This window comes from Rhodopseudomonas palustris, from assembly GCF_003031265.1.
Classification (GTDB): Bacteria; Pseudomonadota; Alphaproteobacteria; order Rhizobiales; family Xanthobacteraceae; genus Rhodopseudomonas; species Rhodopseudomonas palustris_H.
Genome location: NZ_CP019966.1, coordinates 505,773 through 531,096, shown reverse-complemented (window position 1 = coordinate 531,096; position 25,324 = coordinate 505,773). Strand labels below are relative to the sequence as shown.

At 66.0% G+C, this 25,324-nt stretch carries 22 protein-coding genes and 1 tRNA gene; 11 read left to right on the top strand and 12 right to left on the bottom strand.

Going from position 1 to position 25,324, the window contains the following annotated elements:
* Positions 1-15 precede the first annotated feature (15 nt).
* Entirely contained in the window at positions 16-1,080 is a 1,065-nt protein-coding gene (locus RPPS3_RS02505; RefSeq protein ID WP_107346392.1) for an acyl-CoA dehydrogenase family protein, read from the bottom strand.
* A 260-nt stretch (positions 1,081-1,340) separates the two neighbouring features.
* On the opposite strand from RPPS3_RS02505, the gene RPPS3_RS02500 reads away from it, so the two are divergent.
* Positions 1,341-2,123 (top strand): SDR family NAD(P)-dependent oxidoreductase, encoded by a 783-nt coding sequence (locus RPPS3_RS02500; protein WP_107346391.1) that lies wholly within the window; start codon positions 1,341-1,343, stop codon positions 2,121-2,123.
* Positions 2,124-2,176: 53 nt separating this feature from the next.
* Here the strand turns inward: RPPS3_RS02500 and RPPS3_RS02495 are convergent, their stop codons facing one another.
* From RPPS3_RS02495 to RPPS3_RS02485, 3 genes are all read right to left on the bottom strand, one after another.
* Positions 2,177-2,473 (bottom strand): GlsB/YeaQ/YmgE family stress response membrane protein, encoded by a 297-nt coding sequence (locus RPPS3_RS02495; protein WP_107342696.1) that lies wholly within the window; start codon positions 2,471-2,473, stop codon positions 2,177-2,179.
* Positions 2,474-2,545: 72 nt separating this feature from the next.
* On the bottom strand, positions 2,546-3,106 hold the full coding sequence (locus RPPS3_RS02490) for a YidB family protein (protein ID WP_107342695.1): 561 nt from the start codon (positions 3,104-3,106) through the stop codon (positions 2,546-2,548).
* Positions 3,107-3,243: 137 nt separating this feature from the next.
* Positions 3,244-4,575 carry a TadE/TadG family type IV pilus assembly protein gene (locus RPPS3_RS02485; RefSeq protein WP_107342694.1) on the bottom strand — a complete coding sequence of 444 codons (1,332 nt, stop codon included), beginning with the start codon at positions 4,573-4,575 and terminating at the stop codon, positions 3,244-3,246.
* Positions 4,576-4,784: 209 nt separating this feature from the next.
* On the opposite strand from RPPS3_RS02485, the gene RPPS3_RS02480 reads away from it, so the two are divergent.
* Positions 4,785-4,861, top strand: a tRNA-Arg gene (locus RPPS3_RS02480).
* Positions 4,862-4,928: 67 nt separating this feature from the next.
* Here RPPS3_RS02480 and RPPS3_RS02475 read toward each other — a convergent pair.
* On the bottom strand, positions 4,929-5,930 hold the full coding sequence (locus RPPS3_RS02475) for an NADP-dependent oxidoreductase (protein WP_107342693.1): 1,002 nt from the start codon (positions 5,928-5,930) through the stop codon (positions 4,929-4,931).
* A 92-nt stretch (positions 5,931-6,022) separates the two neighbouring features.
* The gene (locus RPPS3_RS02470; RefSeq protein ID WP_107346390.1) at positions 6,023-6,973 is read right to left on the bottom strand and encodes a hypothetical protein; all 951 of its coding nucleotides are present in this window, start codon (positions 6,971-6,973) and stop codon (positions 6,023-6,025) included.
* Between the two features lie 295 nt (positions 6,974-7,268).
* Here RPPS3_RS02470 and RPPS3_RS02465 point away from each other — a divergent pair, with 295 nt between their 5' ends.
* Entirely contained in the window at positions 7,269-8,900 is a 1,632-nt protein-coding gene (locus RPPS3_RS02465; RefSeq protein ID WP_107342692.1) for an FMN-binding glutamate synthase family protein, read from the top strand.
* A gap of 31 nt (positions 8,901-8,931) precedes the next feature.
* On the opposite strand, the gene RPPS3_RS02460 is transcribed toward RPPS3_RS02465, so the two are convergent.
* Together RPPS3_RS02460 and RPPS3_RS02455 are read right to left on the bottom strand one after the other, a co-directional pair.
* Complete coding sequence (locus RPPS3_RS02460) at positions 8,932-11,001, bottom strand: carbohydrate porin (protein ID WP_234820074.1); 2,070 nt, start codon at positions 10,999-11,001, stop codon at positions 8,932-8,934.
* Positions 11,002-11,375: 374 nt separating this feature from the next.
* Positions 11,376-12,188, bottom strand: a complete 813-nt coding sequence (locus RPPS3_RS02455; RefSeq protein ID WP_107342690.1) for a creatininase family protein — start codon at positions 12,186-12,188, stop codon at positions 11,376-11,378.
* Between the two features lie 129 nt (positions 12,189-12,317).
* Here RPPS3_RS02455 and RPPS3_RS02450 point away from each other — a divergent pair, with 129 nt between their 5' ends.
* From RPPS3_RS02450 to RPPS3_RS02425, 6 genes are all read left to right on the top strand, one after another.
* The gene (locus RPPS3_RS02450) at positions 12,318-13,460 is read left to right on the top strand and encodes an ABC transporter substrate-binding protein (RefSeq protein WP_107342689.1); all 1,143 of its coding nucleotides are present in this window, start codon (positions 12,318-12,320) and stop codon (positions 13,458-13,460) included.
* An 8-nt stretch (positions 13,461-13,468) separates the two neighbouring features.
* Positions 13,469-14,299, top strand: a complete 831-nt coding sequence (locus RPPS3_RS02445; RefSeq protein ID WP_107342688.1) for an ABC transporter ATP-binding protein — start codon at positions 13,469-13,471, stop codon at positions 14,297-14,299.
* Positions 14,296-15,120, top strand: a complete 825-nt coding sequence (locus RPPS3_RS02440) for an ABC transporter permease (RefSeq protein WP_107342687.1) — start codon at positions 14,296-14,298, stop codon at positions 15,118-15,120. The genes RPPS3_RS02445 and RPPS3_RS02440 overlap by 4 nt, the downstream gene beginning before the upstream one ends.
* Positions 15,120-16,106, top strand: a complete 987-nt coding sequence (locus RPPS3_RS02435; RefSeq protein WP_107342686.1) for a 2-hydroxyacid dehydrogenase — start codon at positions 15,120-15,122, stop codon at positions 16,104-16,106. The genes RPPS3_RS02440 and RPPS3_RS02435 overlap by 1 nt, the downstream gene beginning before the upstream one ends.
* 2 nt (positions 16,107-16,108) lie before the next feature.
* Positions 16,109-16,792 carry a protease inhibitor Inh/omp19 family protein gene (locus RPPS3_RS02430; RefSeq protein WP_107342685.1) on the top strand — a complete coding sequence of 228 codons (684 nt, stop codon included), beginning with the start codon at positions 16,109-16,111 and terminating at the stop codon, positions 16,790-16,792.
* Positions 16,793-16,930: 138 nt separating this feature from the next.
* Positions 16,931-18,364, top strand: coding sequence for a DUF1254 domain-containing protein (locus RPPS3_RS02425; protein ID WP_107342684.1), 1,434 nt, complete (start codon positions 16,931-16,933; stop codon positions 18,362-18,364).
* 89 nt (positions 18,365-18,453) lie between these two features.
* Here RPPS3_RS02425 and RPPS3_RS02420 read toward each other — a convergent pair whose 3' ends face one another.
* Positions 18,454-20,079: an AMP-binding protein gene (locus tag RPPS3_RS02420; protein WP_107342683.1), complete on the bottom strand. Its 1,626-nt coding sequence runs from the start codon at positions 20,077-20,079 to the stop codon at positions 18,454-18,456.
* 23 nt (positions 20,080-20,102) lie between these two features.
* Positions 20,103-20,732, bottom strand: a complete 630-nt coding sequence (locus tag RPPS3_RS02415; RefSeq protein ID WP_107342682.1) for a TetR/AcrR family transcriptional regulator — start codon at positions 20,730-20,732, stop codon at positions 20,103-20,105.
* Between the two features lie 87 nt (positions 20,733-20,819).
* Between RPPS3_RS02415 and RPPS3_RS02410 the strand changes: the two genes are divergently transcribed.
* A complete protein-coding gene (locus RPPS3_RS02410) occupies positions 20,820-21,722 on the top strand; it encodes a crotonase/enoyl-CoA hydratase family protein (protein ID WP_107342681.1) in 903 nt (300 codons plus the stop codon).
* Positions 21,723-21,892: 170 nt separating this feature from the next.
* On the opposite strand, the gene RPPS3_RS02405 is transcribed toward RPPS3_RS02410, so the two are convergent.
* Both RPPS3_RS02405 and RPPS3_RS02400 read right to left on the bottom strand, forming a co-directional pair.
* Positions 21,893-23,386, bottom strand: coding sequence for an NAD-dependent succinate-semialdehyde dehydrogenase (locus tag RPPS3_RS02405; RefSeq protein ID WP_107342680.1), 1,494 nt, complete (start codon positions 23,384-23,386; stop codon positions 21,893-21,895).
* A gap of 162 nt (positions 23,387-23,548) precedes the next feature.
* Positions 23,549-23,878: a hypothetical protein gene (locus RPPS3_RS02400; protein ID WP_107342679.1), complete on the bottom strand. Its 330-nt coding sequence runs from the start codon at positions 23,876-23,878 to the stop codon at positions 23,549-23,551.
* Positions 23,879-24,118: 240 nt separating this feature from the next.
* Here RPPS3_RS02400 and RPPS3_RS02395 point away from each other — a divergent pair, with 240 nt between their 5' ends.
* On the top strand, positions 24,119-25,306 hold the full coding sequence (locus RPPS3_RS02395) for a serine hydrolase domain-containing protein (RefSeq protein WP_107342678.1): 1,188 nt from the start codon (positions 24,119-24,121) through the stop codon (positions 25,304-25,306).
* Positions 25,307-25,324: the final 18 nt, after the last annotated feature.

Below are 25,324 nucleotides of genomic sequence, written 5' to 3'. Positions count from 1 at the left end.
GCTACGTTGATGCGGTCAGCGCGAAGCGACCAGCGGCCACAAATCATCGGCGCCCCGCGCCGCGACCATGCGGCCGAGCTCGACCGCCCAATGGCTTTCGTTGCCGAAATCGTCGCGCCAGGCGAGCGCGCGCAGGCTGAAGCGATGCAGGATGTGCTCGCGGGTGAAGCCGATCGCGCCGTGCACCTGATGGGCGATCGCCGCGCCTTTCTCAGCCGCTTCAACGCAGCGGATCTTGGCCGCACTGGCTTCGAGGAACACGGCGTCGTCGAAGCCTTCGGCGCTGCTGATCGCATCGGCGGCGGAGGTTGCGGCGGCCAAAGCAGCAGACGTCTCGCCGGCGAGCTTCGCAAGATTGTGCTGCACCGCCTGGAATTTGCCGATCTTCTTTTCGAACGCGACGCGCTCATTGGCGTAGGTCACGCTGCGGTCGAGCAGCGTTTCCAGCGCGCCGGCGATCTGCAGGCTGCGCGCGACGGCGCCCATCAGCATCAGCGAAGTCTGATCGACCCCTTGGGGCGCGGGCGCCGTGGTAATCGGCGCAACCTTGTCGAAGGTGACGACGTCCGACGCATCGCCACCAAGGCCGAGGCCCTTGTCAATTCGGCAGGCCGACGCCTGGACCAGCGCGATCTTCGCGCCGGCGGCGCTCTGCGCCAGCACGGCGATATGCTGTGCGTCTTGCGCGAACGGCACGCTGCGCGCACGACCCGACAGCTTGCCATCGGCATCGAGCGTGAGGCGATCTTTCGGATGGGCCGGCGCGATCGTCATGGCGCCTTCCGGCGCCGCGATCTTGCCCTGCGCCAACAGCCAGCCGGCCAGCATGGTCTCGGCGAGCGGCACTGCGAGGCCGGCGCGGCCTGCTGCGTTGAGGACGCCGAAGCCTTCGGCAAGGCTCGCGCCCGAGCCGCCGAATTCCTCCGGCACCCATGACAGCGGCAGCCCGGATTCACTCAGCGCCTGCCACAGTGGCGCCTTCCAGGTTTCGGCTTTGTCGGCGTTGATGGTTTGCGCATCGGCGAGGTCGGCGAAGATCTTCTCCGCGGTCTCGACGACGATATTGTCGGTCTCCGTCACGGCGTTTCCCGGTTGCGCACTCAGCTCCCGGCGGATCGCCAAGCATGTGTGCTGGTCTTGTTGTTGCGCGGCATGATGCGGAAAAGCTGAAACGAACACAAGCGCAGCCGGCACGGGGCGGATTGCGCGCCGGACATGGTCGAAACGCCTCACGCCGCAGGCTTATTCCGCATCATGGGCTTTGTCGGCTTGCTCTCGATATCGCAACCGATATGGTTGCGGCGACGCGGCGAAGCCGGTTCGATGCAAAGGGAGTGAAGATGTCAGACGGACTGAACGTAATCGTCACCGGGTCGGCCTCGGGCCTCGGCGCCGCGACCGCCAAGATCCTCGCCAAGGACGGCGCGCGGCTGGTGATCAACTACGCATCGAGCAAGGACGACGCCGAAAAGACCGCCGAAGAGTGCCGCAAGCTCGGCGCCACCGAAGTCATCGTGGTGCAGGGCGACGTCGCCAAGGACGAGGATTGCAAACGCATCGTCGAAGCCGCTGCCCCCTGGGGCAAGCTCGACGCGCTGGTGAACAACGCCGGCACCACCAAGCACGTGGCGCATCATCTGCTTGATCAATTGTCGGCCGACGACTTCCAGCGGATCTACGCGATCAACACCATCGGCCCGTACCAGATGGTCCGCGCGGCGCGCGAGCTGCTCGTCGCCGGCGCCAAGGCGGCCGGCCGCGCATCGGCGGTGGTCAACGTCTCGTCGGTCGCAGGCATCAGCGGCATCGGCTCGTCGATCGCCTATGCGGCCAGCAAGGGCGCGCTCAACACCATGACGTTGTCGCTGTCGCGCGCGCTGGCGCCGAACATCCGCGTCAACGCGATCTGCCCTGGCTACATCGACACGCCGTGGTTCACCAAGGGACGCGGCGCCGAGGAAGCCAAGCAGGTGCGCGACATGGTGGTGTCGCGCGTGCCGCTGAAGATCGCCTCGACCGCCGAAGACATCGCCGAACTGGTATGCTTCCTGGCCACGCCGAAATCGAGCAGCATGACCGGCGAATTGGTGCGGATGGACGCCGGCATGCACCTGGCCGGCTGACATCACATCCGCACTCAGCAGTAAGCGGCCCGGCGAACCGGGCCGCGACAGTCTCAGCGCGGATCGTAGGGATAGCGATTGCCGGGATCGGAGATCACCCGCCGCGCCACCAGCCTGTTCCAGATGAACAGCACCGCCACCGCGCCGATCGTGGCGGTGATGAAGCCGGCGCCCTGATTAGGGCCGTAGTGCCCGATCATCTGCCCGACCGCGGTGGCGAGGAATGCGCCGGCGATGCCGAGGACCGTGGTGAGCACGAAGCCTTGCGGATTGTTCGGCCCCGGCGACAGCACCCGCGCAATGATGCCGGCAACAAAGCCGACCAGCAGAATCCAGAGTAACCCGCTCATCTTCCGTATCCTTTCTCACGGCCCGCTTCGGACCGCCCGCAACCAAAGCAACAACAACCCGGCCGCTGCCGATCAGATCCAGCGCGACGCTTCGTCGTCGGTCGGCAGCCGCCCGTCCGGGGTGAGCTGGTCGACCACGTCGGGCAGATAGCGACTGAGGCCGTCGAGCAGTTCGTCGCGCGACATCCCGGTCTGCCGGGTCATCGCGTCGATCTGTTCAGAGCCGAGCGCATTGGCGAGATCGCTCGGGCCGATCTGCTGGTTGGGGCCGTGACCGACCCAGGAGTTGGCGGCATCGCCGAGGCCATTGTGCTGAAGCTGCCGCAGCAGATCGCCGAGCCCGCCCGACAGCACGCTGCCGGCCGCACCGCCGAGCACCAGGCCTCCAAGACCGCCCTTAAGGAAGTCACCCCAACCACCGCCGGTATTCGCGGGCGGAGGCGCCGGCACCGGGCGCGGCTGATTGGCCGGCGCAGCCTGCGGCTGGCCGCTGGTCATATGTTTGTAGGCCTTCCACGCCAGCAGCGCGAGAATCGCCATGGTGAACTTGGACATGCCGCCGCTTTTGTCCTGCGGGTCGGCCGGGCCGCGCGGGCCGTTCTGCATGCCGTTGAGGATGTCGAGCAAACCCATCGAGACCTCCTATGTGGTGCCGACACGGCGCCGCTCCGGCGCGGCGCTCCCGGCCGGCATCACAACGTAGGAAGGGGTGATGGAGTTTCCAAGGCGGACCCGGCGGTCGCACCGAATCCGAAAACCGTACCTGTCGCTCAGCTGGTGATGCGCGCGTCGGCGACTGCCTTCTTGAACAACGCGTTCATCGCTTCGGCGATGCCCTGGGTGGGGCTGACCTCGAAGTAGAAGCCCGGCGACGCGCAGGCTTCCATGTTCTGCGCGATCTCGCTGTTCGGCGACGGGCCGTAGGGGCCGGCGTTGAACGGCGCGATCCACTGCTTGTACCAGTCGTTGCTCGGCAGGTTGAGATAGGTGGTGTACAGCACCGCGATCTTGACGCCGCGATCCTTCAAGGTCTTGCACAAAGCCGGATTGATCGGCGACTGGCAACGGTTGCCGGTCTTCGGCTTCAGGCAGCTCGGATTGTATTCGTCGGCGACGCCGTCGGAGACGAAGAACAGATATTTCTGCGGCGAGCCGGACACGCCCGAGCCGGGCGTGCTGATCTCTTTGTTGATGGCAGGAAAGATCGTCGTGTAGCTGGTGTCCTGGTCGTTGTTGTCGTTTTGACCCTTCACCGTCATCAGGTCGATCGCGCTCGCCGCGGTCTTGGCGCTCGACAGGCTCGCCGATAGCGAGAACAGGTTGCGCAGTCCGGCAGACTGGGCCGACGCGCCGAAGTCGTAGATCGCCATGCGGAACTGGTTCGAGTAGGTCGCGGTCGCGTTCGCGGTGTCCATCAGTTGCTGCGTGGCGCTGCGCAGTACGTCGATCCGGGTGGTGATACCGAGCGACTTGGCCAGATTGTAGTAGTTATTCTTGTTGTTGACGTCGTGACAGGCGAACGCGCAGTGATCGTCCGACGACTTGTTGGCGGTGGCCGCGATCATCGCCGACACATCATTCGGCGTGGCGCCCACACCCATCGACGGCGAATTGTCGAGCAGCAGATAGAAATCGATGTATTTCGGCATGCTGGCGGTAGCGGTGGACGTGCCGCCCACCGTCATGGCCGACATCCCGACCACCTTCATGAACATCGTCGAGATCTGGGCGGAAAACGTCACCTGCGAGGTGACGACGTCCGACACCTTGGTCACCGTCGCCGATGAGCTGGCGAGGGTGTAGCCGGTCAGGCCGTTCAGGTTGCCGTTGAAGATCCGCAGGGCATCATCCGCACCGGACGAGATTACACCATCGCCCGACATCGCTCCGGCCGCCACATAGGCCGGCGAGGTCCGCGACACCGCACCGACCGAGGCCGCATCCGCCGCGGCCTGCAGCTTGCTTCGCAGCGCATTGGCCCGGCTGTAATCGACCGCGCAGCCGATTGCGGAGATCAGCGGAACCAACACCAGCGCAAAAATCACCGCGATATTGCCGCGCCGGTCACGAGAAAAGCGAGCTATCGACCTCGAAAACGTCATGGGTACGCCCGACTAACACAGCCGGGCGCGAACCTAGCGGGGGCCGCCTAAGCAAGATTTAAAGTCTGTGACAAAACAAGGGCTGAAGCCGGCGCCGCGCGGCCACGGGGGGAGCCCGATCGCGGTCAGCAAGCCCGACTTCCGGGTGGCGATCGGACCGCCGCTCTGCTATGGGAGGCTCCTGCTCGCGGCCCTGGCCGCAGCCGGACGGTCCCGTAGCTCAGCCGGATAGAGCGGCGGTTTCCTAAACCGTAGGTCGGATGTTCGAGTCATCCCGGGATCGCCAGCTTTGCTCCCCGGCACGGCTGGCCGGCACGAGGCCGGCCAGCAAGTCGACGGGCAAGCCCCTTAGCTCACACCTTGACCATCCGCTTGCCGCGGTTTTCGCCGGCCAGCAGGCCGATCAGCGCGGCGGGGGTGTTCTCCAGGCCGTCGATGACGTCCTCCTGGACCTTGAGCTTGCCGCTCGAGACCCACTCCTGCAGCTTGGCGACCGCTTCGTCGCGCTGATCCATGTAGTCCATCACGATGAAGCCCTGCATGATCAGCCGCTTCACCACGATCAGGCCGGGGATGCCGCGCGGGCCGGTGGCCGAGGGGGTGCGGTCGTATTGCGAGACCGCGCCGCAGCAGGCGATCCGGCCCTTCAGGTTCATCTGCGGCAGGCAGGCCTCGAGAATGTCGCCGCCGACATTGTCGAAATACACGTCGATGCCGTTCGGCGCCGCGGCGCGCAGTGCCTTGAACAGCGCGCCGTCCTTGTAGTCGACCGCCGCATCGAAGCCGAGCTCGCTCACCAGCCAGTCGCACTTCTGTTTGCCGCCGGCGATACCGACGACGCGGCAGCCTTTGATCTTCGCAATTTGGCCGACGATCGAGCCGACCGAACCGGCCGCGGCCGACACCACCACGGTCTCACCGGCGCGCGGCTTGCCGATGTCGAGCAGCCCGAAGTAAGCGGTCAGGCCGGCGATGCCGTAGACGCTGAGCAGATGCGTCATCGGCTCGACCTTGGGCAGCTTGGCAAGATGCTTGGCGGGCAGCGCCGCATAGTCCTGCCAGCCGGTATCGGCAAACACGAGATCGCCCGGCGCCAGGCCCGGCGCTTTCGAGCTCACCACTTCGGCGACGCTGCCGCCCGGCATCACGCTGTCGGTTTCGACCGCGGCCCGATAGGTCGCACCCTGCATCCAGGCGCGGTTGGCGGCATCGAGCGAGATGTAGCGAACCTTGACCAGCGCCTCGCCGTCTTTCGGCTCGGGAACCGGCGATTCCGCCAAACGGAAATGCTCCGGGCCGAGTTTCTCCTTCGGCTTCTCGATCAGCAGGATCTGGCGGTTGACGGTCGCGGTCATGAGCTTCCTTGTTGCTTGATGGGAATGCGGACGCGACGCGATCTTAGTTGATCCGCAGCGAAAGGAAATCGGCGGCGCCGAACGCTGTGCTGTCAGACCGCCATCGCCTGCATCACGCGATCGAGCGCGCGGGTGTAGACCTGCCGGGCGATGTCCGGAAACCGGCGGCTGAGCGATTCGATCATCACGCCCGAATTGATCTCGAGCACGCGGGGTCCTGGCGCGGTCCACACCACGTCGACCGCGCCGAAGCCAAGACCGATCGCACCGGCGGCTTCGGCCGCAAGCGCGACGCAGCTGTCGCGCAGCTCGCCATCGCCGAGCAGTTCGGGCTCCGCGCCGAATTCGAGATTGTGCCGCCAATCCAGCCGGAACTGCGCGCCGGCCGGCACCACGGCATCAAGCGCAGCGTGATCCGCCGGCAGGTTCGCCAGCACGGCGCCGAGCCGGTCCGCCGGGACAGCATCGAGCAGAAGCTGCAACGCGCTGCGCACGCCGTCGCCGCTGATCGCCGGCCGCTTCTTTTCGTAAACCACCAGCGGCACGCGATCGAGCAGGATGACGCGAACCTCGCGGGCGATATCGAAATACGGCGCGATCGCCAGATTCTGATTGGCGGAGAAGATCGCGGTGGCGGCCCGTTCGAGTTCGAGCTCCGTCGTCGCCTTGAACACCAGATGACCGCAGGTGCCCTCGTTCGGCTTGAGCACCAGCCCGGACGGATGCGCGCGCAGCATCTCCAGCATCGCCGACCAGTGACCGCTGCTCGGCACGTACTTGAAGTGCTCGTGATTCATGAACAGCCGGTGCGGCACGCAGGCAATGCCGGCCGCACCGAGGATATCGGCGGTCGCCGCCTTGTCATTGGCGAGGCGATGCGTCACCGAGCTGTTCAGACCGAAATCGTAACCATAGATAAAATGCCGGGCGTCCCCCTTGCTCAGCACGATCAGCCAGCCGTCGAGCCCGAGCGTGACGTCGACGCCGCGCGCGCCGCAATAGTCTTTGACGATCCGGACGATCACGCGGTCGGCATATTGCATCGGGGGTCTCGTCAACAGGCGGTGACCGGCGCGGCGGACGGCTGCCGGCGGGCGCGCGGTGGGATCGCTTTGCGGCGGCGAAATGTCAAGCCGAACCGCATCGCTCGTCTCTCGGGCGCCAGCCATCGTCACAGGATTGCGACCGCGGCGTGACCGAATGATCGCGGAAGCTCCGAGGTTATCGAGGCCGGCGCGCCGTGCTATACCGCGGCCCGGTCGCCGCACTCAGACGCACGGGGCTCCCCGCTGCGGCGGCCGATCGAACGTCCGTCCTGCCGACCCCCGCGGGGATTCCATGGAAACGCTGCTGCTTCCGCTCTCGCCGCGCTACATCGTTCTCACTGTCTGCGCCGTCCTCACCGCTCTCCTCGCCGCGCTCGCAGCGTTCGACGCCCACACGCCGCTATTCGGCGTGGTGCTGGTGCCGCTGCTGGTGTTCGGGGCGCTGACGCTGCTCGGCATCCACGATCTGCTGCAGACCAGTCACGCGGTGCTGCGCAACTATCCGATCTCGGCCCATCTGCGCTTCCTGCTCGAAGAAATGCGCCCCGAGATGCGGCAGTACTTCTTTGAGAGCGAGAAGGACGGCAAGCCGTTCAGCCGCGACACCCGCGCGCTGATCTATCAGCGCGCCAAGATGGAACTCGATAAGCGTCCGTTCGGAACTCAGAAAGATGTCTATGGCGACGGCTATGAGTGGATGCACCACTCGGTGGCGCCGCGGCCGCACGCCGAAGAGCCGTTCCGGATCACGATCGGCGGACCGGATTGCGCCAAGCCGTATTCCGCCTCGGTGTTCAACATCTCGGCGATGAGCTACGGCGCGTTGAGCCCGAACGCGATCCGCGCCCTCAATGCCGGCGCCAAGAAGGGCGGCTTTGCGCACGACACCGGCGAAGGCGGCGTCAGCCCGTATCATCGCGAGCACGGCGGCGACCTGATCTGGGAGATCGGCTCCGGTTACTTCGGCTGCCGCACCCGCGACGGAAAGTTCGATCCCGAGGCGTTCGCCCGCGTCGCGGCCGACGACCAGATCAAGATGGTCGAGCTGAAGGTCAGCCAGGGCGCCAAGCCGGGCCATGGCGGCGTGCTGCCGATGGCCAAGATCTCCGAGGAGATCGCGCAGATCCGCGGCGTCGGCATGGACGAAGACTGCGTCTCGCCGCCCTATCACAAGGCTTTCTCGACGCCGATCGAGATGATGCGGTTCATCGCCGAGATGCGCCGCCTCGCCGGCGGCAAGCCGGCCGGCTTCAAGCTCTGCGTCGGCCATCCCTGGGAATTTCTGGCGATCTGCAAGGCGATGCTCGCCACCGGGATCTATCCGGACTTCATCGTGGTCGACGGCAAGGAGGGCGGCACCGGCGCCGCGCCGCTGGAATTCATGGACCACCTCGGCATGCCGATGCGCGACGGCATCAGCTTCGTGCACAACGCGCTGATCGGAATCGGCGCCCGCGACCGCATCAAGCTCGGCGCCTCGGGCAAGATCGCCACCGGCTTCGACGTCGCGCGCGCGATGGCGCTCGGCGCGGACTGGTGCAACTCGGCGCGCGGCTTCATGTTCGCGCTCGGCTGCATCCAATCGCTGAGCTGTCACACCGACCGCTGCCCGACCGGCGTAACCACGCAGGAGCCGTCGCGCTACCGGGCGCTGGTGGTGCCGCACAAGCTGGAGCGGGTTTACAACTATCACCGCGCGACGTTGCAGGCGCTCGCCGAACTGGTGGCCGCCGCCGGCCTCGACCATCCGCGCGATATCCGCCCCTATCATTTCTCGCAGCGGACCTCGCCGTCGGACGTCATCTCGCTGGCACAGCTCTATCCGGCGCTGCGTCCGGGCGAGCTGCTGGAGGGCACCGACGATCTCCGCTTCAAGCAGGCCTGGGCAATGGCCCGAGCGGAGAGCTTTGCGCCAGTGGTTTAGCGCTCGTCATCGCAGCACCAATGACGACGCGTCAGAACTCCCCGTGCACCCGGCCTGAGAACACCGAGACCGGGCCGCGGTCGGCGTTGTAGGCGGGGTTGGCGATCAGCTGATAGTCGGCGGTCGCGGTCCACGACGAGTTGAGCGCCAGCGCGTAGTAGCTTTCGAACACCCGCTCGCGGCGATAGTTGAGTGCGCCGTCGCCGATCAGCGGGCCGAGGCCGCCGGCGGCGAGGAAATCGCGGTGATCGCGCGACAACCCGTTGAGCGCGCCGGCGATGCCGATCACGTCGTCGGGGCGCCCCCAGCGCTGGCCGCGGATCGACACGCCGCCCGACAGGCTGCTGTCGATATCGGTGAACGCCATGATCTCGTTCTTGCCGTCGTTCCAGCTCCAGCGGCCGAACACGCCGATGTCATCGGTGACCGCCTGCTCCAGGTTGAGCGCGTAGCCGTATTTGATCCGGCCGCGGCGGGTCTGAGTGATGTCGAGGTTCAGCGACGGATCGTTCAGTGTCTCGCGATAGCTGCCCGAATAGGTGCTGTTGATGAAGCCCAGCGTGCGCAGCTTGCCGGGAAGGCCGAACAACGAATAGCGGGTCTCGAGCTCGGCGACGTATTCGCCGCGCCTGAGCAGCTTCATGTCGTAATTATTGGAATTGGATTCGGCGTCGACCAGGAAGTAACCGGCGCGGATCGCCCATTGCTTCTGGTTGAGTTCGGCGGTGGCGCCGTAGCCGAGGCCGAGCTTGTCGGCGGCGTAGTCGAACGCGCCCGAGGCCCAGATCGACCAGTTCATGAAATCGCGGCGGGGATCATGCGCGTAGGAGTTGCCGTCGAACACGTCGATGACGCTGAAGCGGCCGACCTGCAGCGTCAGCCGCGAGATGTCGGCCTTGCCGGAGAGCTGCGAACCGCTCGATGCCAGTTGTTCCTGCTCGCCGCCGAGCCCAAAGGTCTGGCGCAGATAGAACCGCGACGGGCTGAAATGCGGATAAGCGAAGCCGGACTTTTGCGCTTCGCCGTTCGGGAAGCCGCCGGCGCCGACGGTGTCGCTGAGCCCGTAACCCTGCAGGAATTCCGGGTTGAAATAGAACTCGCCGCCGTCCCACAGCCGGACATTGGCGAACAGGCTGGTGCTCCAGGTGTTCTTGAACTGCGCGCCGGGAAACAGGCTGTTGGTGCCGCTATAGGGTGCCCGGAACGACGGATAGCCCTGCCCGATGAAGGTGGTCTGGCCGTGGAGCTCCCAGCGATCGGTCTCCGGATCGGCCACCGCGGCGAGCGACGGGAAGGTGTCGGCGCTGCCGGTGCCGAACCAGTCGATCTTGCGGTTCACGCCGACACGCACGGCCTGCAGGTTCAGCGACGTCGCGTAGCTCGCGCCGGTCGGCAGCGCGACGGTGGCGTTCTGATACTGGCTGTAGAGATATTCGATCCGCGCGCTCCAGTTCGGCGTGAAGCCGTATTCGACGCCGGCACCCGCCGCCCAGCCGATCCGCGCGTTCATCACGCGGCCGACGTCGGGGTCGGTGAGATAGCGCTCGTGCTCGAAGGCGAGGCCGCCGGTGACGTAACCGAGCCATCGGCCGGCGATGACGCCGAGCCGGGCGCGGACCGTGCCGTAATAGTCGAGGTGCTGCAGCGTGTTGGCAGCGCCGTTGTCGAACTCCGACAGCACCGCGTTCTGCGGCAGATAGCTCGGAAACGAGATGTCGGCTTCGACACCGAGCAGCAGGTTCGATCCGGTGACGAAATTGTAGCCCGCCTGGGCGCCCGCAGTGGCGCCGCCGGCGCCGTTGCTGTTCTGCGCAATAGAATTCGCGTCCTGCAGCGTCGCGCCGGCATGGCCGCGGACGTAACCCGCATGGGCACCGACGTAGAACCCGCTCCAGTCATACGCCGGGTCCGGCCGCGGCTTGCCAATGCCGCCCGCGGCTGCGCCCTGGGGCAGCAACAACGCGGCGGCGGTCGCCGCGCCGGCGATCAGCGTCGAGGCGGACGGACGCCGAAAGGTCCGATTGTGCGGAGGGCACAGCTCACGCGAGGCGAGGTCGCGGCGGTCCGAAATCGGGCTGGCGGGGCATCGTCGAACAGTCATCAAGCTCACCTGGAACGCAAAAGATCGCGCGGCGATTGGTCGCGCCTCATCACCCCGACGGCATCTGAATGTCGTTCGCAACCTGACGAAAGTCGGAAGCAGTGTCAGCTTATGAGGGCCGGCGACACGCAAAAGCGCCATCTACCGCACACAACTCGAAGCGTCGGGAGCAGGACAGCGCCAGTCTGGAATTCCTCAAAGTCCAGATGGCACGGTAACTTACTGCCGTTGATGAGGTGCGCGTGAGGCCGGCGGCCTCCCGGCCTCAAAAGATCGAGTGGTATCAGAGGAAGAGCCGGTCGGCCGGGCACGGCGCAGGCGAGCAGCGACGCAACCCAGCATAGCGACCCCGCCGATGGGCTCGGCGGACACCCTCAGGCGGAGGGTTTGGTCGACAGCGCGGCGAGATCGAAGCGGTGCATGTCGGCCAGCAGCTCGCAGAATGCGCCGGCTCCATGGTCGAGCAGCCGCCGTCCCTTCTCGGCAGTGGCTGCGGAGGCGTCGCCGATGGCGCCGCTCGGATGCAGGTCTTCGGCCGCCCAGGCAAACGGCGCCGGCCGCTGCGCCGACAACCAACGATAGGTCTGCTCCATCGCCACGCTCGCCGGGCGGAAGTTCGCGACCCGATCGGCCCGCACCAGCTCCGGCGCGTGCGCCAGCATGATCGAGGTCTCGGTCGCGCCGCCATGGATGCCGTGGCGCAGCTCGTCGGCGGCGAATAGCCCGTCGGGCACGCCGAACCGCGCCCAGCCGGTGGTCACCACCAACATCCGGTGCCGGACGCGCAGCTCTTGGGCCACCAGACCCATCGCGGCGCTGTTGCCGCCATGGCTGGTCACCATCACCAGCTTGCGCACACCCGCCCGGGCGATGCTGTCGCCGATCTCGGTCCACAGCTTCAGCGCGGTCTCGGTCGACAGCGTCAGCGTGCCCGGAAACGACAGATGTTCGGTCGACAGACCGATCGCCTGCACCGGGAGGAACGTCGCGGGAATGTCGTCCGGCAGGCGATCTCTCACCCGCGCCAGGTAGGCTTCCGCAATGGTGACGTCGGTCGACAGCGGCAGATGCGGCCCGTGCTGCTCGATCGCGGCGAGCGGCAGCACTGCGATCCAGCGCGACGGATCAGCTCCGGTGATCTCCGGCCAGTAAATCGCGCTCCAGTCGCGGGGCGGCAGCTTGGTCATCGGCGAAATGCGGGGTGACGGAGAAGTGGTTCAAATGCCGGCATTGTTTCGCTATCAATCCTGAAACGCTCGAATCCGCGCCGCCCTGATGCCGCCATCATGGGCCAAAATGAACGACGGAGTCCAACCATGAGCCCCGCTTTCCTGCTGCGAGCGTTAACCGGGGTACTGTTGGCGGTGGGAGTGGCGCTGGCTTCTCCCGTTCATGCCTCCGGCCACGGCCATGGCGCCGAAAAACCCGTCGAAAAGCCGCCGGAACCGCCGCCCCCGCCCCGGCCGAAGAAGCCGCAGCCGCCGAAGGTGCAGCCGGTCCGCAAAGTGCCCGAAGGCGGCTTCGACAAGGTGTCGTTCGGCACCAATTGGGTGGCCGAAGGCGAGCACGGCGGGTTCTTCCAGGCGGTCGCGGACGGCACCTACAAGACCTACGGCCTCGACGTCAGCATCGTGCCGGGCGGTCCCAACGTGAACAATCGGGCGCTGCTGATCGCCGGCAAGCTCGACTTCTTCATGACCGCCAACACGCTGCAGTCGTTCGACGCGGTGGCCACCAACGTGCCGGTGGTGGCGATCGCGGCGATCTTCCAGAAAGACCCGCAGGTGTTCGTGTCGCACCCGGAGTCGAAGATCGAAACGCTGGACGATCTGAAGCCGCTGACGCTGTTCGTCTCCAAGGAGGGTATCACCAGCTACTTCCAGTGGCTGAAATCCGAATACGGCTTCAGCGAAGCCAAGGTGAAACCCTACACCTTCAACCCGCAGCCGTTCATCATCGACCGGCGCAGCGCGATGCAGGGCTACGTCACCTCCGAGCCGTTCACCGTGGAGCAGGCGGCAAAGTTCAAGCCGAGCGTGCTGCTGCTCGCCGACTACGGGCTGAATGGCTACTCGACGCTGATCGAGACCCGCCGCGATCTGATCGATAAGAATCCCGACATGATCCAGCGCTTCGTCGACGCTTCGATCATCGGCTGGTACAATTATCTGTACGGCGACAATTCCGCCGGCAATGCGATGATCAAGCAGCTCAATCCGGAAATGACCGACGAGATGCTCGCCTATTCGGTCGACAAGATGAAGCAATACGGCATCGTCGATTCCGGAGACGCCATCAAGAATGGCATCGGCGCGATGAACGACGAACGCTACGCCTCGTTCTTCGACAAGATGGCGCGGGCCGGCGTGGTGACGCGCGGCCTCGACTTCCGCAAAGCCTATACGCTGCAGTTCATCAACAAGGGCGTCGGCGTCGACCTGCGCCCGAAGCAGAAATAGCCGGCCGCATGGCCTCATCGCCGCGACCGTCCGCTGCGGATGCCGGCGCCACCGGGCCGGCGATCGAACTGCGCGGCGTCACCAAGACCTACCGTACCGGCACGCTGGCGCTCGGCCCGATCGACCTCAATATCGGCCGCGGCGAGTTCGTGTCGCTGCTCGGCCCCTCCGGATGCGGCAAGTCGACCGCGCTACGGATGATCGCCGGATTGGCAGCGCCGTCCTCGGGGCGGATCGAGGTCGGCACCGCGTCGCCGCGCAGCCGCGGCGAACATCCGATCGGCTTCGTGTTTCAGGAGCCGACGCTGATGCCGTGGGCAAGCATCCGCCACAACGTCGCGTTGCCGCTGAAGCTGGCGCATGTCGCCAGCGCCGAAATCGCCCGACGCGTCGACGAGGTGCTGGCCCGGGTCGACCTGTCCGAGTTCGCCGATGCGTTTCCGCGCGAACTATCCGGCGGCATGAAGATGCGGGCCTCGCTGGCGCGCGCGCTGGTGACGAGGCCCGACATCCTGCTGATGGACGAGCCGTTCGCCGCACTCGACGAGATCACCCGGTTTCGGCTCAATGACGATCTGCTGGCGCTGTGGCGAGAGCTGCAGATGACGGTGGTGTTCGTCACCCATTCGGTGTTCGAGTCGGTGTATCTGTCGCAGCGCGTGGTGGTGATGACGCCGCGCCCAGGCCGGATCGCGGCCTCCTTCGATATCGAGGCACCGGCATCCCGCGGCGAGGAGTTCCGGCTCTCGGCCGACTATGCGGCGCAGTGCCGCGAGGTTTCACGCGCCCTCGCGTCGACAGGCGAAAGCACCCCCACCACCCGCGAGGCGCGGGCATGAGCGCCCTGCCCACCTCACGTGACGACGCTTCTCCGCTTGGCGCCCGCGCCGGGCTCCGGGTCGCGCTGCCGATCGTGGTGCTGATCGCTGCGATCGTCGCGTGGGACCTGATCGTCAGGCTCAATCAGATCCCGCCTTACGTGCTGCCGGGCCCGGTGCTGGTGGCTTCGACGCTGATGCAGGACTGGCCGGTGCTGTTCGGCTCGCTGCTGACCACGCTGTGGACCACGCTGGAAGGCTTCGTTGCCGCCGCGGTCGGCGGCATCGCGCTGGCGCTGCTGTTCAACCAGTCGCGACTGCTCGAATATTCGCTGTTCCCCTATGCGGTGGTGCTGCAGGTCACGCCGGTGATCGCGATCGCGCCGCTGCTGCTGATCTACCTGCCCCAGGAAACCGCGGTGATCGTCTGCGCCTGGATCGTGGCGTTCTTTCCGGTGCTGTCCAACACCACGCTCGGACTCAACTCGGTCGACCGCAATCTCGCCGGGCTGTTCCGGCTGTACGGCGCCTCGCGCTGGCAGACGCTGCTGCGGCTGAAGCTGCCGGCGGCGCTGCCTTACATCCTCGGCGGCCTGCGCATCGCCGGCGGACTGTCGCTGATCGGTGCCGTGGTCGCCGAGATCGCGGCCGGTTCGGCCGGCGCCGGCTCGGGCCTCGCCTACCGGATTGCCGAATCCGGATACCGGCTCAACATTCCGCGCATGTTCGCAGCATTGCTGTTGCTGTCGACGGCGGGCATTGTGATCTATCTGCTGCTGGCGCTGGTGTCGCATCTGCTGCTGCGGCGCTGGCACGAGAGCGCGTTGGGAAAGGATAATTGATGCCGGGGGAAACGGGCGCGTCGGAGCCGATTGATCTGTTGATCTACGGCCCCCGCAAGGAGGTCATCGATCAGGGCTTCCCGGCCGGTTATGTGCTGCACAAATGCGAGCGCGCCGACGACCTCGAGAAGCTGAACGACGAAGCTCGCGGCCGCATCCGCGGGATCGCGGTCACCGGCCTGGTGCCGACCGGCGCTGCGATGCTGGCGCGGTTTCCGAAGCTCGAAATCGTGGCGAGCTTCGGTGTCGGCTACGACCATGTCGATTCCGCCTGGGCGGCGCAGCATGGCGTGATCGTCACCAACACCCCCGACGTGCTCACCGAAGAAGTCGCCGATACCGCGCTCGGGCTGCTGATCGCGACGTTGCGCGAGTTCATCCGCGCCGACAAATACGTCCGCGCCGGACAATGGCAGACCCAGGACTATCCGCTCAGCACCGGCTCCTTACGCGACCGCAAGGTCGGTATGGTCGGCATGGGCCGGATCGGCCAGGCGATCGCCCGGCGGCTCGACGCCTCGCTGGTGCCGGTGGTGTATCATTCGCGCAATCCGGCGGCCGGCGTCGCCTATCAGCACTATCCGAACCTGATCGAGATGGCCAAGGAGGTCGATACCCTGGTGGTGATCACGCCGGGCGGCCCCACCACTGCCAAGCTGATCAACGCCGAGGTGCTCGGTGCGCTCGGGCCGCGCGGCGTGGTGATCAACGTCGCGCGCGGCTCGGTGATCGACGAAGCGGCGCTGATTGACGCCCTGAAATCCGGCAAGATTCTCGCTGCCGGCCTCGACGTCTTCGCGGCCGAACCGAACGTTCCCGAAGAGCTGCGCGCAATGGACAACGTCGTGCTGCTGCCGCATATCGGCTCGGCCTCGGTGGTGACGCGCAATGCGATGAACCAGCTGGTGGTCGACAATCTGAAAGCCTGGTTCGCAGGCCAGCGGCCGCTGACGCCGGTGGCCGAAACGCCGGTGAAAGGCCGCTGACGATGTGGCGCGCGTTCGGCACGGTGATCCTCTCGGCGCTGCTCGCGTCCGCCGCCGCGGCGCAGGACGCAGCCTCGATGAAGAAGGAGATGGTCGGCCAGTGGGAGCTGGCGACCACCGAACGCAGCAAGACCTGCGTCGTGACGCTGACGTCCGAGCCCGCCGCCAAGGGGCTGAAACTGACTCTCGAGCCTGACTGCGCCAAGACGCTGCCGTTCACCAAGGCGATCACCGCCTGGGACGTCAAAGGCCTCGACATCGTCCGGCTGGAGACAGCCGACGGGGACTCGGTGATCGATTTCACCGAGGTCGAGAGCGGCATCTTCGAAGGCCATCGCGACGGCGAAGGGATCTACATCCTGCAGAACCTGGTCGCGGCTCGCTCGCTCGCCAAATCGATGGAGCAGATGATCGGCGACTGGACCATGGTGCGCGGTAACGGCCGCCAGGTCTGCGGCCTGACACTCACCAATACCGAAGCGGGCAACGACAACTTCCAGGCATTCTTGAAGCCGCGCTGCGATGCGCAGATCGCCGGATTTGGTCCGACGATGTGGCGGCTCGAGCATGGTGCGATGCTGCTGGTGGCGCCGAACGGCGATAGTTGGCGGTTCGAGGCCGACGACAATGCGCAGTGGCGCAAGGTGCCTGATACCGCCGATCCGCTGATCATGCTGCGACAGTGACCTCGTAGAGTTACCAGTCAGCATCCAGTCTCGACCACCAAGCTTCTGGTCGTTTGACCTGCGTCATAGCTCAGCCGGCACTCAACTCAGCATCCTGCCTGGAACGCCATCTGCGATGCGTCGAGGGAGGACGGCAACATGATTGGCTGGTTGAAGGCGATGTCGGCGGCCGCAACGGCCGCGCTGCTGCTGATGACGGCGCCCGCGCGAAGCGAGCCGGCGCCGGTCTCCGACGAAGAGGCGCTGAGCCTCGGGATCGATGCTTATTTGTATTTCTATCCGCTGGTGACGATGGACCTTACCCGCAAGCAATCGACCAATGTCGAGGCGGGCAAGGAGTTCGGCAAAGGGCCGATGAACAGCTTCGTCAGCGTGCCGGCTTATCCGCCGGCGGATTTCAAGACGGTCGTGCGGCCGAATTTCGATACGCTGTATTCGATCGCCTGGCTCGATCTGTCGAGAGAGCCGATGGTGGTGACGGCGCCCGACACCAACGGCCGCTACTACCTGCTGCCGATGCTCGATATGTGGACCGACGTGTTCGCATCGCCCGGCTGGCGCACCACCGGCACCCAGGCGCAGAAATTCCTGGTCACGGCGCCCGGCTGGAGCGGCACGGTGCCGTCCGGGATGCAGCGGATCGAGGCGCCGACGCCGATTATCTGGATCATCGGCCGCACCAAGACCGACGGGCCAGCAGACTACGCCGCGGTGCACCAGATCCAGGCCGGCTACACCGCGACGCCGCTGTCGCAATGGGGCAAGCCGCCGGGACCGGCCCCTGCCTTCGTGCCCGATCCCGCGATCGACATGAAGACGCCGCCGAAGCAGCAGGTCGACAGCATGCCGGGCGGGCAATTTTTCGCCTACGCGGCCGAGCTCCTGAAACAGAACCCGCCGCATATCACCGACCAGCCGATCGTCGCACGGCTGCGCCGGATCGGGCTGGAGCCGGGCAAGAGCTTCGATCTCGACAAAGCCGCCCCCAACGTACGCAAAGCATTGGGCGCGGCACCGGCCGAGGCGCTGAAGCTGATGAGCTGGAAGATGCCGACCATGGCCCGCGTGACCAATGGCTGGAGCATGAACATCGACACCATGGGGGTGTACGGCAATTACTACCTGAAGCGTGCGATCGTCGCCCAGTTCGGGCTCGGCGCCAACGTGCCTGAGGACGCGATCTATCCGGTCAACATCGCCGACGAGACCGGCAAGCCGCTCGACGGCACCAGCAACTACGTGCTGCGCTTCCAGAAGGGCGCCACGCCGCCGGTCGACGCGTTCTGGTCGCTGACGCTGTACGATTCCGACGGCTTCCCCGTGCCGAACGCGCTGCAGCGCCAAGCGCTGAGCAGCTGGATGCCGCTGAAGCCCAACGCCGACGGCTCGCTCGACCTCTTGATCCAGAATGCCAGCCCCGGCGCCGAGCACGAATCGAACTGGCTGCCGGCGCCGAAAGGACCGTTCACGCTGACGATGCGGATGTACGCTCCCAAACAGGAAGCCCTGACCGGCCGCTGGGCCCCGCCGCCGGTGACACGCGTGCAGCCACCCACCGGATTCAGTCAGTAGATCACCGGCACACGACTGAGCGGCACGCCGACATGGCGTGCCGCTCGTCTCAAAGCAACGGTCCAAGACCAGAGCGCCGCGGCGGGCCATCAGCTCAGGCGCTGCAACTCGCCTTCGACCGCCGCATCGCGGAGGCGGAACTTCTGGATCTTGCCGGACGCCGTCAGCGGGAAACCCGTGCAGGCGTACCAGACCGTCGGCGCCTTGTGCGGCGCGATCTCAGTCTTGCAGAAAGCGCTCAGCTCGGTGGCCGTTACCGGCACATCCGGCACGAGCCTGACTGCGGCGGCAACCACTTCGCCCCATTTGTCGTCCGGCGCTCCGAACACCGAGATGTCGGCAACAGCGGGATGCCGCAGCAGGCAGGCTTCGACCTCGGCCGGATAGATGTTCTCGCCGCCGCGGATGATCATGTCCTTGAGCCGGCCGGTGATCCGCAGATAACCGGCTTCATCCATCGCGCCGAGATCGCCCGTCCTCAGCCAGCCGTCAGCCGTAATCGTCTCGCTGGTCTCTTTGGGGGCGTTGAAGTAACCGAGCATGGTCTGATAGCCGCGGACCTGGATCTCGCCTTCAACACCGATGCCGACCACGCGGTCGCCGTTCGGATCGACGATCCGCACCTCGACATTCCACAGCGGCCGTCCGACAGAGTGAATGCGCTGCTCGTCCGGATCGTCGATGCTGGTCTGCGAGACGATTGGGCTGAGTTCGGTCTGGCCGAACACGGTGAGCAGCGGCAGCTTCAGCGCGTCGTGAATCCGGCGGTGCAGTTCGGGCGGCACCTGGGCGCCGCCGGAGGCGGCAACGCGGAGCGAGGACAGATCGCGCGGCGCCTGCAGCTGGGCATCGATCACCGCGAGCAGCATCGTCGGCACGCCGAACAGCGTGTCGGCGCGGCTGTGCGCGATTGCGTCGAGCACGGTGCCCGGATCGAACAGCAGCGGCAGCACCAGAGTCGAGCGCGAATTGAGGCAGCCTAAGACGCTCATGATCGAGCCGGCCGTATGAAACAGCGGCATCGGGCTCAACAGCACGCTGTGATCGAGCCCGGCGCGCGCCGCGACGTAGCTGGCGTTGGTGATCAGCCCGCGATGATGCAGCAGCGCCCCCTTGGGACGGCCGGTGGTGCCCGAGGTGTACTGGATCTGTGCCGGCTGACCAGGGTCAATCCGCGGCAGAGCACCGATATCGGTGCGGCGGACCTCATCGAGCCAGCCGCTGAACGAAATGCAGCGCAGCTCCGCAGAGGCAAAGCCGCGCGCTACCGCGCCGGTGTCGACGCCGCGGAATGCATCGAGATGGAACAGCGCCACCGACTGCGATTGCTGCAGCACGAACTCCAGCTCCGACGCCTTCAGGGCCGGATTGGCCGTCACCAGCACGAGGCCGGACAGCGCCGCGCCATATTGCAGCACGATCCATTCGGGCACGTTCGGCGCCCAGACGCAGATGTGGTCACCGGTCTTGAACTGCGTCAGCAGCCAGCTGGCGCAGCGGCGTGCGTCATCGTTGAGCTGCGCATAGGTCCAGCTGCGGCTGGTGCTCGCCGCGCCGACCGGCGAGTCCATACCATTCGGCACGACTTCGACCAGCGCCGGCCGGTCGCCTTCCTGCGCCGCGACCTCCGCCAGTACGTCGCCGATCGCAACGTCGAGCACCGGTCGCGACAGATCGGCAGTCCAATAGGACTCGCGCAGCGGCGGTGAATTCATCGTCCCCTCCTGAATTTTACTGATTACGCCTTGCTGGCGCTTGTGGTCGTCAGGCCGCGTTCCAGGATCGGCCGGATCGCCTCGGTCCAGGAGGCGATCAGTTCGTCTCGGCGCTTCGGCGACAGCCGGACGTTCTCCGAGATCGCCAGCCCGCGCATGAAATGCTGGGTGAGCGCGACAATTTCGGCGTAGGAGTCCGACTTCGCCCAATCGCCGAACAACTGATAGTGGACGCGGTCGATCTCACGCTTCGCCAGCCGTTCGGCGGCGATCAACGTCTGGCGCAAGGCACTATCGGTGCGCGCCACCGCCCAGAGTTCGAGTTCGGCCAGATACGCCGGCTGCCGCGCCGCAAAGGCGAGCGCGCCCATCGCCACCTTCAGCCGGTCGCCACGACTGGGCAGCGCTTCGACGAAGCTGCGTACTGCATGCTCGTTGCGCCGGATCAGCTCGGAAACGCTCGCGGCCAGCAACACTTCGCGGCTCGGAAAATGATGCAGCAGCGCGCCGCGGCTGACGCCCGCGCGATGCTGCACCGCCAGCGTCGACGTCCCCGCCACGCCGAGCTCGATCAAGCATTCGACCGCCGCGTCGAGCAGACGGTCGCGAATCGCGGGCGGGCTATCGGCAGCATCGGGCCGGGGCCGGTTCATCTCGTCTCCTGAACAGTCAGGATTGACTGTAGCAGGGAGCGCCGTACAGTCAACGTTGACTGTTTATAGAAAACGACGGAGGAAGCTTTGCCCGAATTCTCGACCTTGACGATCGCGCCGGACCCGAATGCCCCGCGGATCGCGCGGCTGGTGCTGAATCGCCCCGACCGCTTCAACGCCATCAATGACGCGATGCCGCGGGACATCCGCGCCGCGGTGGAGTGGGCGCAGGCCGAGGATGCGATCCATGTGATCGTCATCGAAGGCGCCGGAAAGGGCTTTTGCGGCGGCTACGATCTGGTCGACTACGCCGAAAGCGACATCGACCATCCGTGCCAGCAGGAGAAGGAGCCATGGGACCCGCTGGTGGACTACGCGGCCATGAAACGCAACACCGAGGACTTCATGAGCCTGTGGCGTTGCTCGAAGCCGACCATCGCCAAGATCCACGGCGCGGCGGTCGCCGGCGGCAGCGACATCGCACTGTGCTGCGACATGATCGTGATGGCCGATGATGCGCGCATCGGCTACATGCCGACCCGGGTCTGGGGATGCCCCACCACCGCGATGTGGACCTTCAAGCTCGGCCCGACGCGCGCCAAGCAGATGATGTTCACCGGCGACGTGATCACCGGCAAGACCGCGGCCGAGTGGGGCCTCGTCAATCTGTCGGTGCCGGTTGCCGAGCTGGAACAAGCTACGATGAAGCTCGCCACGCGCGTCGCCGGCGTACCGAAAAGCCACCTCGCGATGCATAAGCTCGTGGTCAATCAGGTGATGTTGAACATGGGCCTGGAGCAGACCCAGATGCTCGCCACGATCTTCGACGGCGTCTCGCGGCACAATCCCGAGGGCCTGTGGTTCCGCCGCTACGCGCAAGACGCCGGCTTCAAGGCCGCGATCGAATGGCGCGACAGCGGCCGCCCGATCCCCGAGGGCGACGACGCGCGGGCGCAGATCAGGGAGATCGATGAGCGCCGGAAGGCATAGTAGCGCCTTCGCACTCTTGGCCGCTCGGCACGCTCAACCTCATGGTGAGGAGGCGCGAAGCGCCGTCTCGAACCATGTGCCACAAGTCCTGCGTGGCCCATCCTTCGAGACGCCCCGGCTTTGCCGGGGCTCCTCAGGATGAGGATGAGCGCGTAGTTGAGCTTCTGCCCTCAGATCCCCGCCATCATCACGTATTTGATCTCGACATACTCTTCGATGCCGTGATGTGAGCCTTCGCGGCCGAGGCCGGATTCCTTGACGCCGCCGAACGGCGCGACTTCGGTGGTGATCAGGCCGGTGTTGACGCCGACCATGCCGCTCTCCAGCGCTTCTGCAACGCGCCAGACGCGGCCCAAATCGCGGGCGTAGAAATAGCTGGCGAGGCCGAACGGCGAGGCGTTGGCGAGCCGGATCACTTCGGCTTCGTCCTTGAAGCGGAACACCGGCGCCAGCGGCCCGAAGGTTTCTTCATGCGCCACCAGCGCGTCGGGCCGGACATCGGCCAGCACGGTCGGTTCGAAGAAGGTGCCGCCGAGCGCGTGGCGCTTGCCGCCGGTGATCACCTTGGCGCCGTTCGACAGCGCGTCCGCAATGTGCCGCTCGGTCTTCTCGACCGCGGCCTCATTGATCAGCGGCCCTTGCGTCACGCCCTGCTCGGTGCCGTCACCGACCTTCATCGCCTTGACCTTGGCGGCGAGCTTCTCGACGAACGCGTCGTAAACGCCGTCCTGCACGTAGAGCCGGTTGGCGCAGACGCAGGTCTGACCCATGTTGCGATACTTCGACACCATCGCGCCTTCGACCGCGGCGTCGACATCGGCATCGTCGAATACGATGAACGGCGCGTTACCGCCAAGCTCGAGACCGAGCTTCTTCACCCCGACCGACGCCTGCTTGTAGAGGATCTTGCCGACTTCGGTGGAGCCGGTGAAGCCGACGAACCGGACGGCCGGATGTTCGCACAGCACCTTGCCGATCGCCGGCGCGTCGCCGGTGAGGACGTTGAACACGCCCTTCGGCACGCCGGCCTTTTCGGCCAGCGCCGCCAGCACGAAGGCGCTCAGCGGCGTTTCCTCAGCCGGCTTCAGCACCACGGTGCATCCCGCCGCCAGCGCCGGCGAGACCTTGCGGGTGATCATCGAGCTCGGGAAATTCCACGGCGTAATCGCGCCGCAGACGCCGATCGGCTGCTTGATGGCGATCAGCCGGGCGTCGGCACGCTGGGTCGGGATGGTTTCGCCGTACACCCGACGCGCCTCTTCGGCGAAGAATTCGACATAGGCGGCGCCGATATCGACTTCGCCGAGCGCCTCGGCGAGCGGCTTGCCCTGTTCGGTGGTGAGGATCAGCGCCAGATCCTCGCGGTTGGCGATGATCAGCTCGAACCATTTGCGCAAGATGTTGGAGCGCTGCTTGGCGGTGAGCTTGGCCCAGGCCGGGAATGCCTGCGCGGCTGCTTCGACCGCCTGGGTGGCCTCGGCGGCGCCGAGATGCGGTACCTTGGCGATCGTCAGGCCATTGGCCGGATTGGTCACCGCGATCGTCGACGTGCCCGACCAAGCGCCGCCGATGTAGCACTGCTCGCGCAGCAGCGACGGGTCCTTCAGACGATCGCGCAGCGAGGCGGCCTGATCGGCGGTGCGGGCGGCGGCGGTGGGTGACATTGAATGCTCCGGCGTTGCTGGTGAATCGCAGCGGGACCGCGATGGCCCCTGTCGCCGGTCAATATAGGCAGAGATCGCGCGGCGCACAGCGCAGGTCCGGCATCGTCCTTCGCATCACCGCACCCTTTCGCGGCCGCGAATGGCGGCCGCGTCGCACCACGGTCAGGCGGCGCCGGCGATCCAGGTGCTGCGCAGATTGATCATGCGTTCGGCGGCGGTGCGGGCATGAGCGCGCGAAGTGGTGGCGCAGACGCGATACTCAAGCTCCGGGAACGGCAGGGCGGCGCGGCGACCGAACCACGATCCAGCGCGGGCCGATTTGACAGGCAGTTGCGCCAGCGCGACCGCGAGATTGTCGACAGCCTCGAAGCCGTACAGGGCGCCGGTCTGCGCGTAACGCACTTCGTAGATCCCGGGACTGACCGGCGCCTCGATATTGCCGCCACGGCCGGGCTGCGGATAGCGCTTCCAGTCACTCCAGGTCGGGATCATCTCGGTGCTCCGGGCGGGGGGCGTCGCAACTTTGGGTTGGACGGCGGCTGCGGCCGCAAGGTTCAACACTGCGGCGACTTTGTGAACGCCACGCCCACCCGTTCGTTCCCGGCACGAATGCGGCGCCGCTCGCAGATGCGAGACTTTGTCGCCCGACCTCGTTATCGCTTGCCCAGCGGAACCGCTCGGTGAACAATCCGGCCGCTTTAGAAAACTGCCAAGCAAACAAGGGAGGACAACATGCAAAGCAGCAACCCGATCGACCAGAGCTTGCGTCAGATGAGCGAGCGCGGCGACATCCCCGGCGTCGTGGCCATCGCAGGTAATTCGCAGGAGGTGTTGTACCAGGGCGCGTACGGCAAGCGCGATTTGTCGAAGCCGGAGCAGATGACCACCGACAGCGTGTTCTGGATCGCGTCGATGACCAAGGCGATCACCGCCGCTGCCGCGATGCAGCTCGTCGAGCAGGGCAAGCTGTCGCTCGACGAGCCGATCGGCAAGCTGCTGCCCGATCTCGCCCAGCCGCTGGTGCTCGACGGATTCGATGCCGACGGTACGCCGAAGACCCGGCCGGCCAAATCTCCGATCACGCTGCGGCAATTGCTCACCCACACCGCCGGCTTCTGCTACGACATGTGGAACGCCGACATGGTGAAGTACATGGAGCGGCATGGCATCCCCGGCATCATCGGCTGTCAGGAAGCTGCACTGAAGACGCCGCTGGCGTCAGATCCGGGCACGCGCTGGGAGTACGGCATCAACATCGACTTCGCCGGCAAGGCGGTCGAAGCGGCCAGCGGCATGAAGCTCGACGCGTATTTGCGCGATCATCTGTTCGCGCCGCTCGGCATGACCGACATCGGCTTCAGGATCACCGACGACCAGCGGAAGCGGCTGGTCGCAGTGCATGCCCGCGGCGAGGATGGCTCGCTGTCGCCGATCCCGTTCGAGGTCGCGCAGGAGCCGGAATTCCATATGGGTGGCGGCGGCCTGTACGGCACCGCGGCGGACTATTTGAAGTTCACCCAGATGATCCTCAACAAGGGCCGAGGCAACGGCAACCAGGTGCTGAAACCTGAGACCGTGGCGATGATGGGCCAGAACCACATCGGCGATCTCAACGTCACCAAGCTGAATTCTGCGATCGCCTTCGCCACCAACGACGTCGACCTCTATCCCGGCATGACCAAGAAGTGGGGCCTCAGCTTCCTGATCAACACCGAGAAGACGCCGGAAGGCCGCAGCCCCGGCAGCCTCGCTTGGGCCGGGCTCGCCAATACCTATTATTGGATCGATCCGACCCGCGACGTCTGCGGCGTGATCCTGATGCAGGTCTTGCCGTTCGCCGACGCCAAGTGCCTGGAGGCGTTCGCCGCGTTTGAACGCGGAGTCTATGCCGGCCTCGGTGCCGGACAGCAGGCGGCCTAACAATCGCTCGCGCCGCCG

Coding starts and splice junctions, on each gene's coding strand:
- RPPS3_RS02500 (WP_107346391.1), top strand. CDS start 1,341: ATGTCAGACGGACTGAACGTAATCGTCACCGGGTCGGCCTCGGGCCTC.
- RPPS3_RS02495 (WP_107342696.1), bottom strand. CDS start 2,473: ATGAGCGGGTTACTCTGGATTCTGCTGGTCGGCTTTGTTGCCGGCATC.
- RPPS3_RS02490 (WP_107342695.1), bottom strand. CDS start 3,106: ATGGGTTTGCTCGACATCCTCAACGGCATGCAGAACGGCCCGCGCGGC.
- RPPS3_RS02485 (WP_107342694.1), bottom strand. CDS start 4,575: ATGACGTTTTCGAGGTCGATAGCTCGCTTTTCTCGTGACCGGCGCGGC.
- RPPS3_RS02475 (WP_107342693.1), bottom strand. CDS start 5,930: ATGACCGCGACCGTCAACCGCCAGATCCTGCTGATCGAGAAGCCGAAG.
- RPPS3_RS02470 (WP_107346390.1), bottom strand. CDS start 6,973: ATGCAATATGCCGACCGCGTGATCGTCCGGATCGTCAAAGACTATTGC.
- RPPS3_RS02465 (WP_107342692.1), top strand. CDS start 7,269: ATGGAAACGCTGCTGCTTCCGCTCTCGCCGCGCTACATCGTTCTCACT.
- RPPS3_RS02460 (WP_234820074.1), bottom strand. CDS start 11,001: ATGACTGTTCGACGATGCCCCGCCAGCCCGATTTCGGACCGCCGCGAC.
- RPPS3_RS02455 (WP_107342690.1), bottom strand. CDS start 12,188: ATGACCAAGCTGCCGCCCCGCGACTGGAGCGCGATTTACTGGCCGGAG.
- RPPS3_RS02450 (WP_107342689.1), top strand. CDS start 12,318: ATGAGCCCCGCTTTCCTGCTGCGAGCGTTAACCGGGGTACTGTTGGCG.
- RPPS3_RS02445 (WP_107342688.1), top strand. CDS start 13,469: ATGGCCTCATCGCCGCGACCGTCCGCTGCGGATGCCGGCGCCACCGGG.
- RPPS3_RS02440 (WP_107342687.1), top strand. CDS start 14,296: ATGAGCGCCCTGCCCACCTCACGTGACGACGCTTCTCCGCTTGGCGCC.
- RPPS3_RS02435 (WP_107342686.1), top strand. CDS start 15,120: ATGCCGGGGGAAACGGGCGCGTCGGAGCCGATTGATCTGTTGATCTAC.
- RPPS3_RS02430 (WP_107342685.1), top strand. CDS start 16,109: ATGTGGCGCGCGTTCGGCACGGTGATCCTCTCGGCGCTGCTCGCGTCC.
- RPPS3_RS02425 (WP_107342684.1), top strand. CDS start 16,931: ATGATTGGCTGGTTGAAGGCGATGTCGGCGGCCGCAACGGCCGCGCTG.
- RPPS3_RS02420 (WP_107342683.1), bottom strand. CDS start 20,079: ATGAATTCACCGCCGCTGCGCGAGTCCTATTGGACTGCCGATCTGTCG.
- RPPS3_RS02415 (WP_107342682.1), bottom strand. CDS start 20,732: ATGAACCGGCCCCGGCCCGATGCTGCCGATAGCCCGCCCGCGATTCGC.
- RPPS3_RS02405 (WP_107342680.1), bottom strand. CDS start 23,386: ATGTCACCCACCGCCGCCGCCCGCACCGCCGATCAGGCCGCCTCGCTG.
- RPPS3_RS02400 (WP_107342679.1), bottom strand. CDS start 23,878: ATGATCCCGACCTGGAGTGACTGGAAGCGCTATCCGCAGCCCGGCCGT.
- RPPS3_RS02395 (WP_107342678.1), top strand. CDS start 24,119: ATGCAAAGCAGCAACCCGATCGACCAGAGCTTGCGTCAGATGAGCGAG.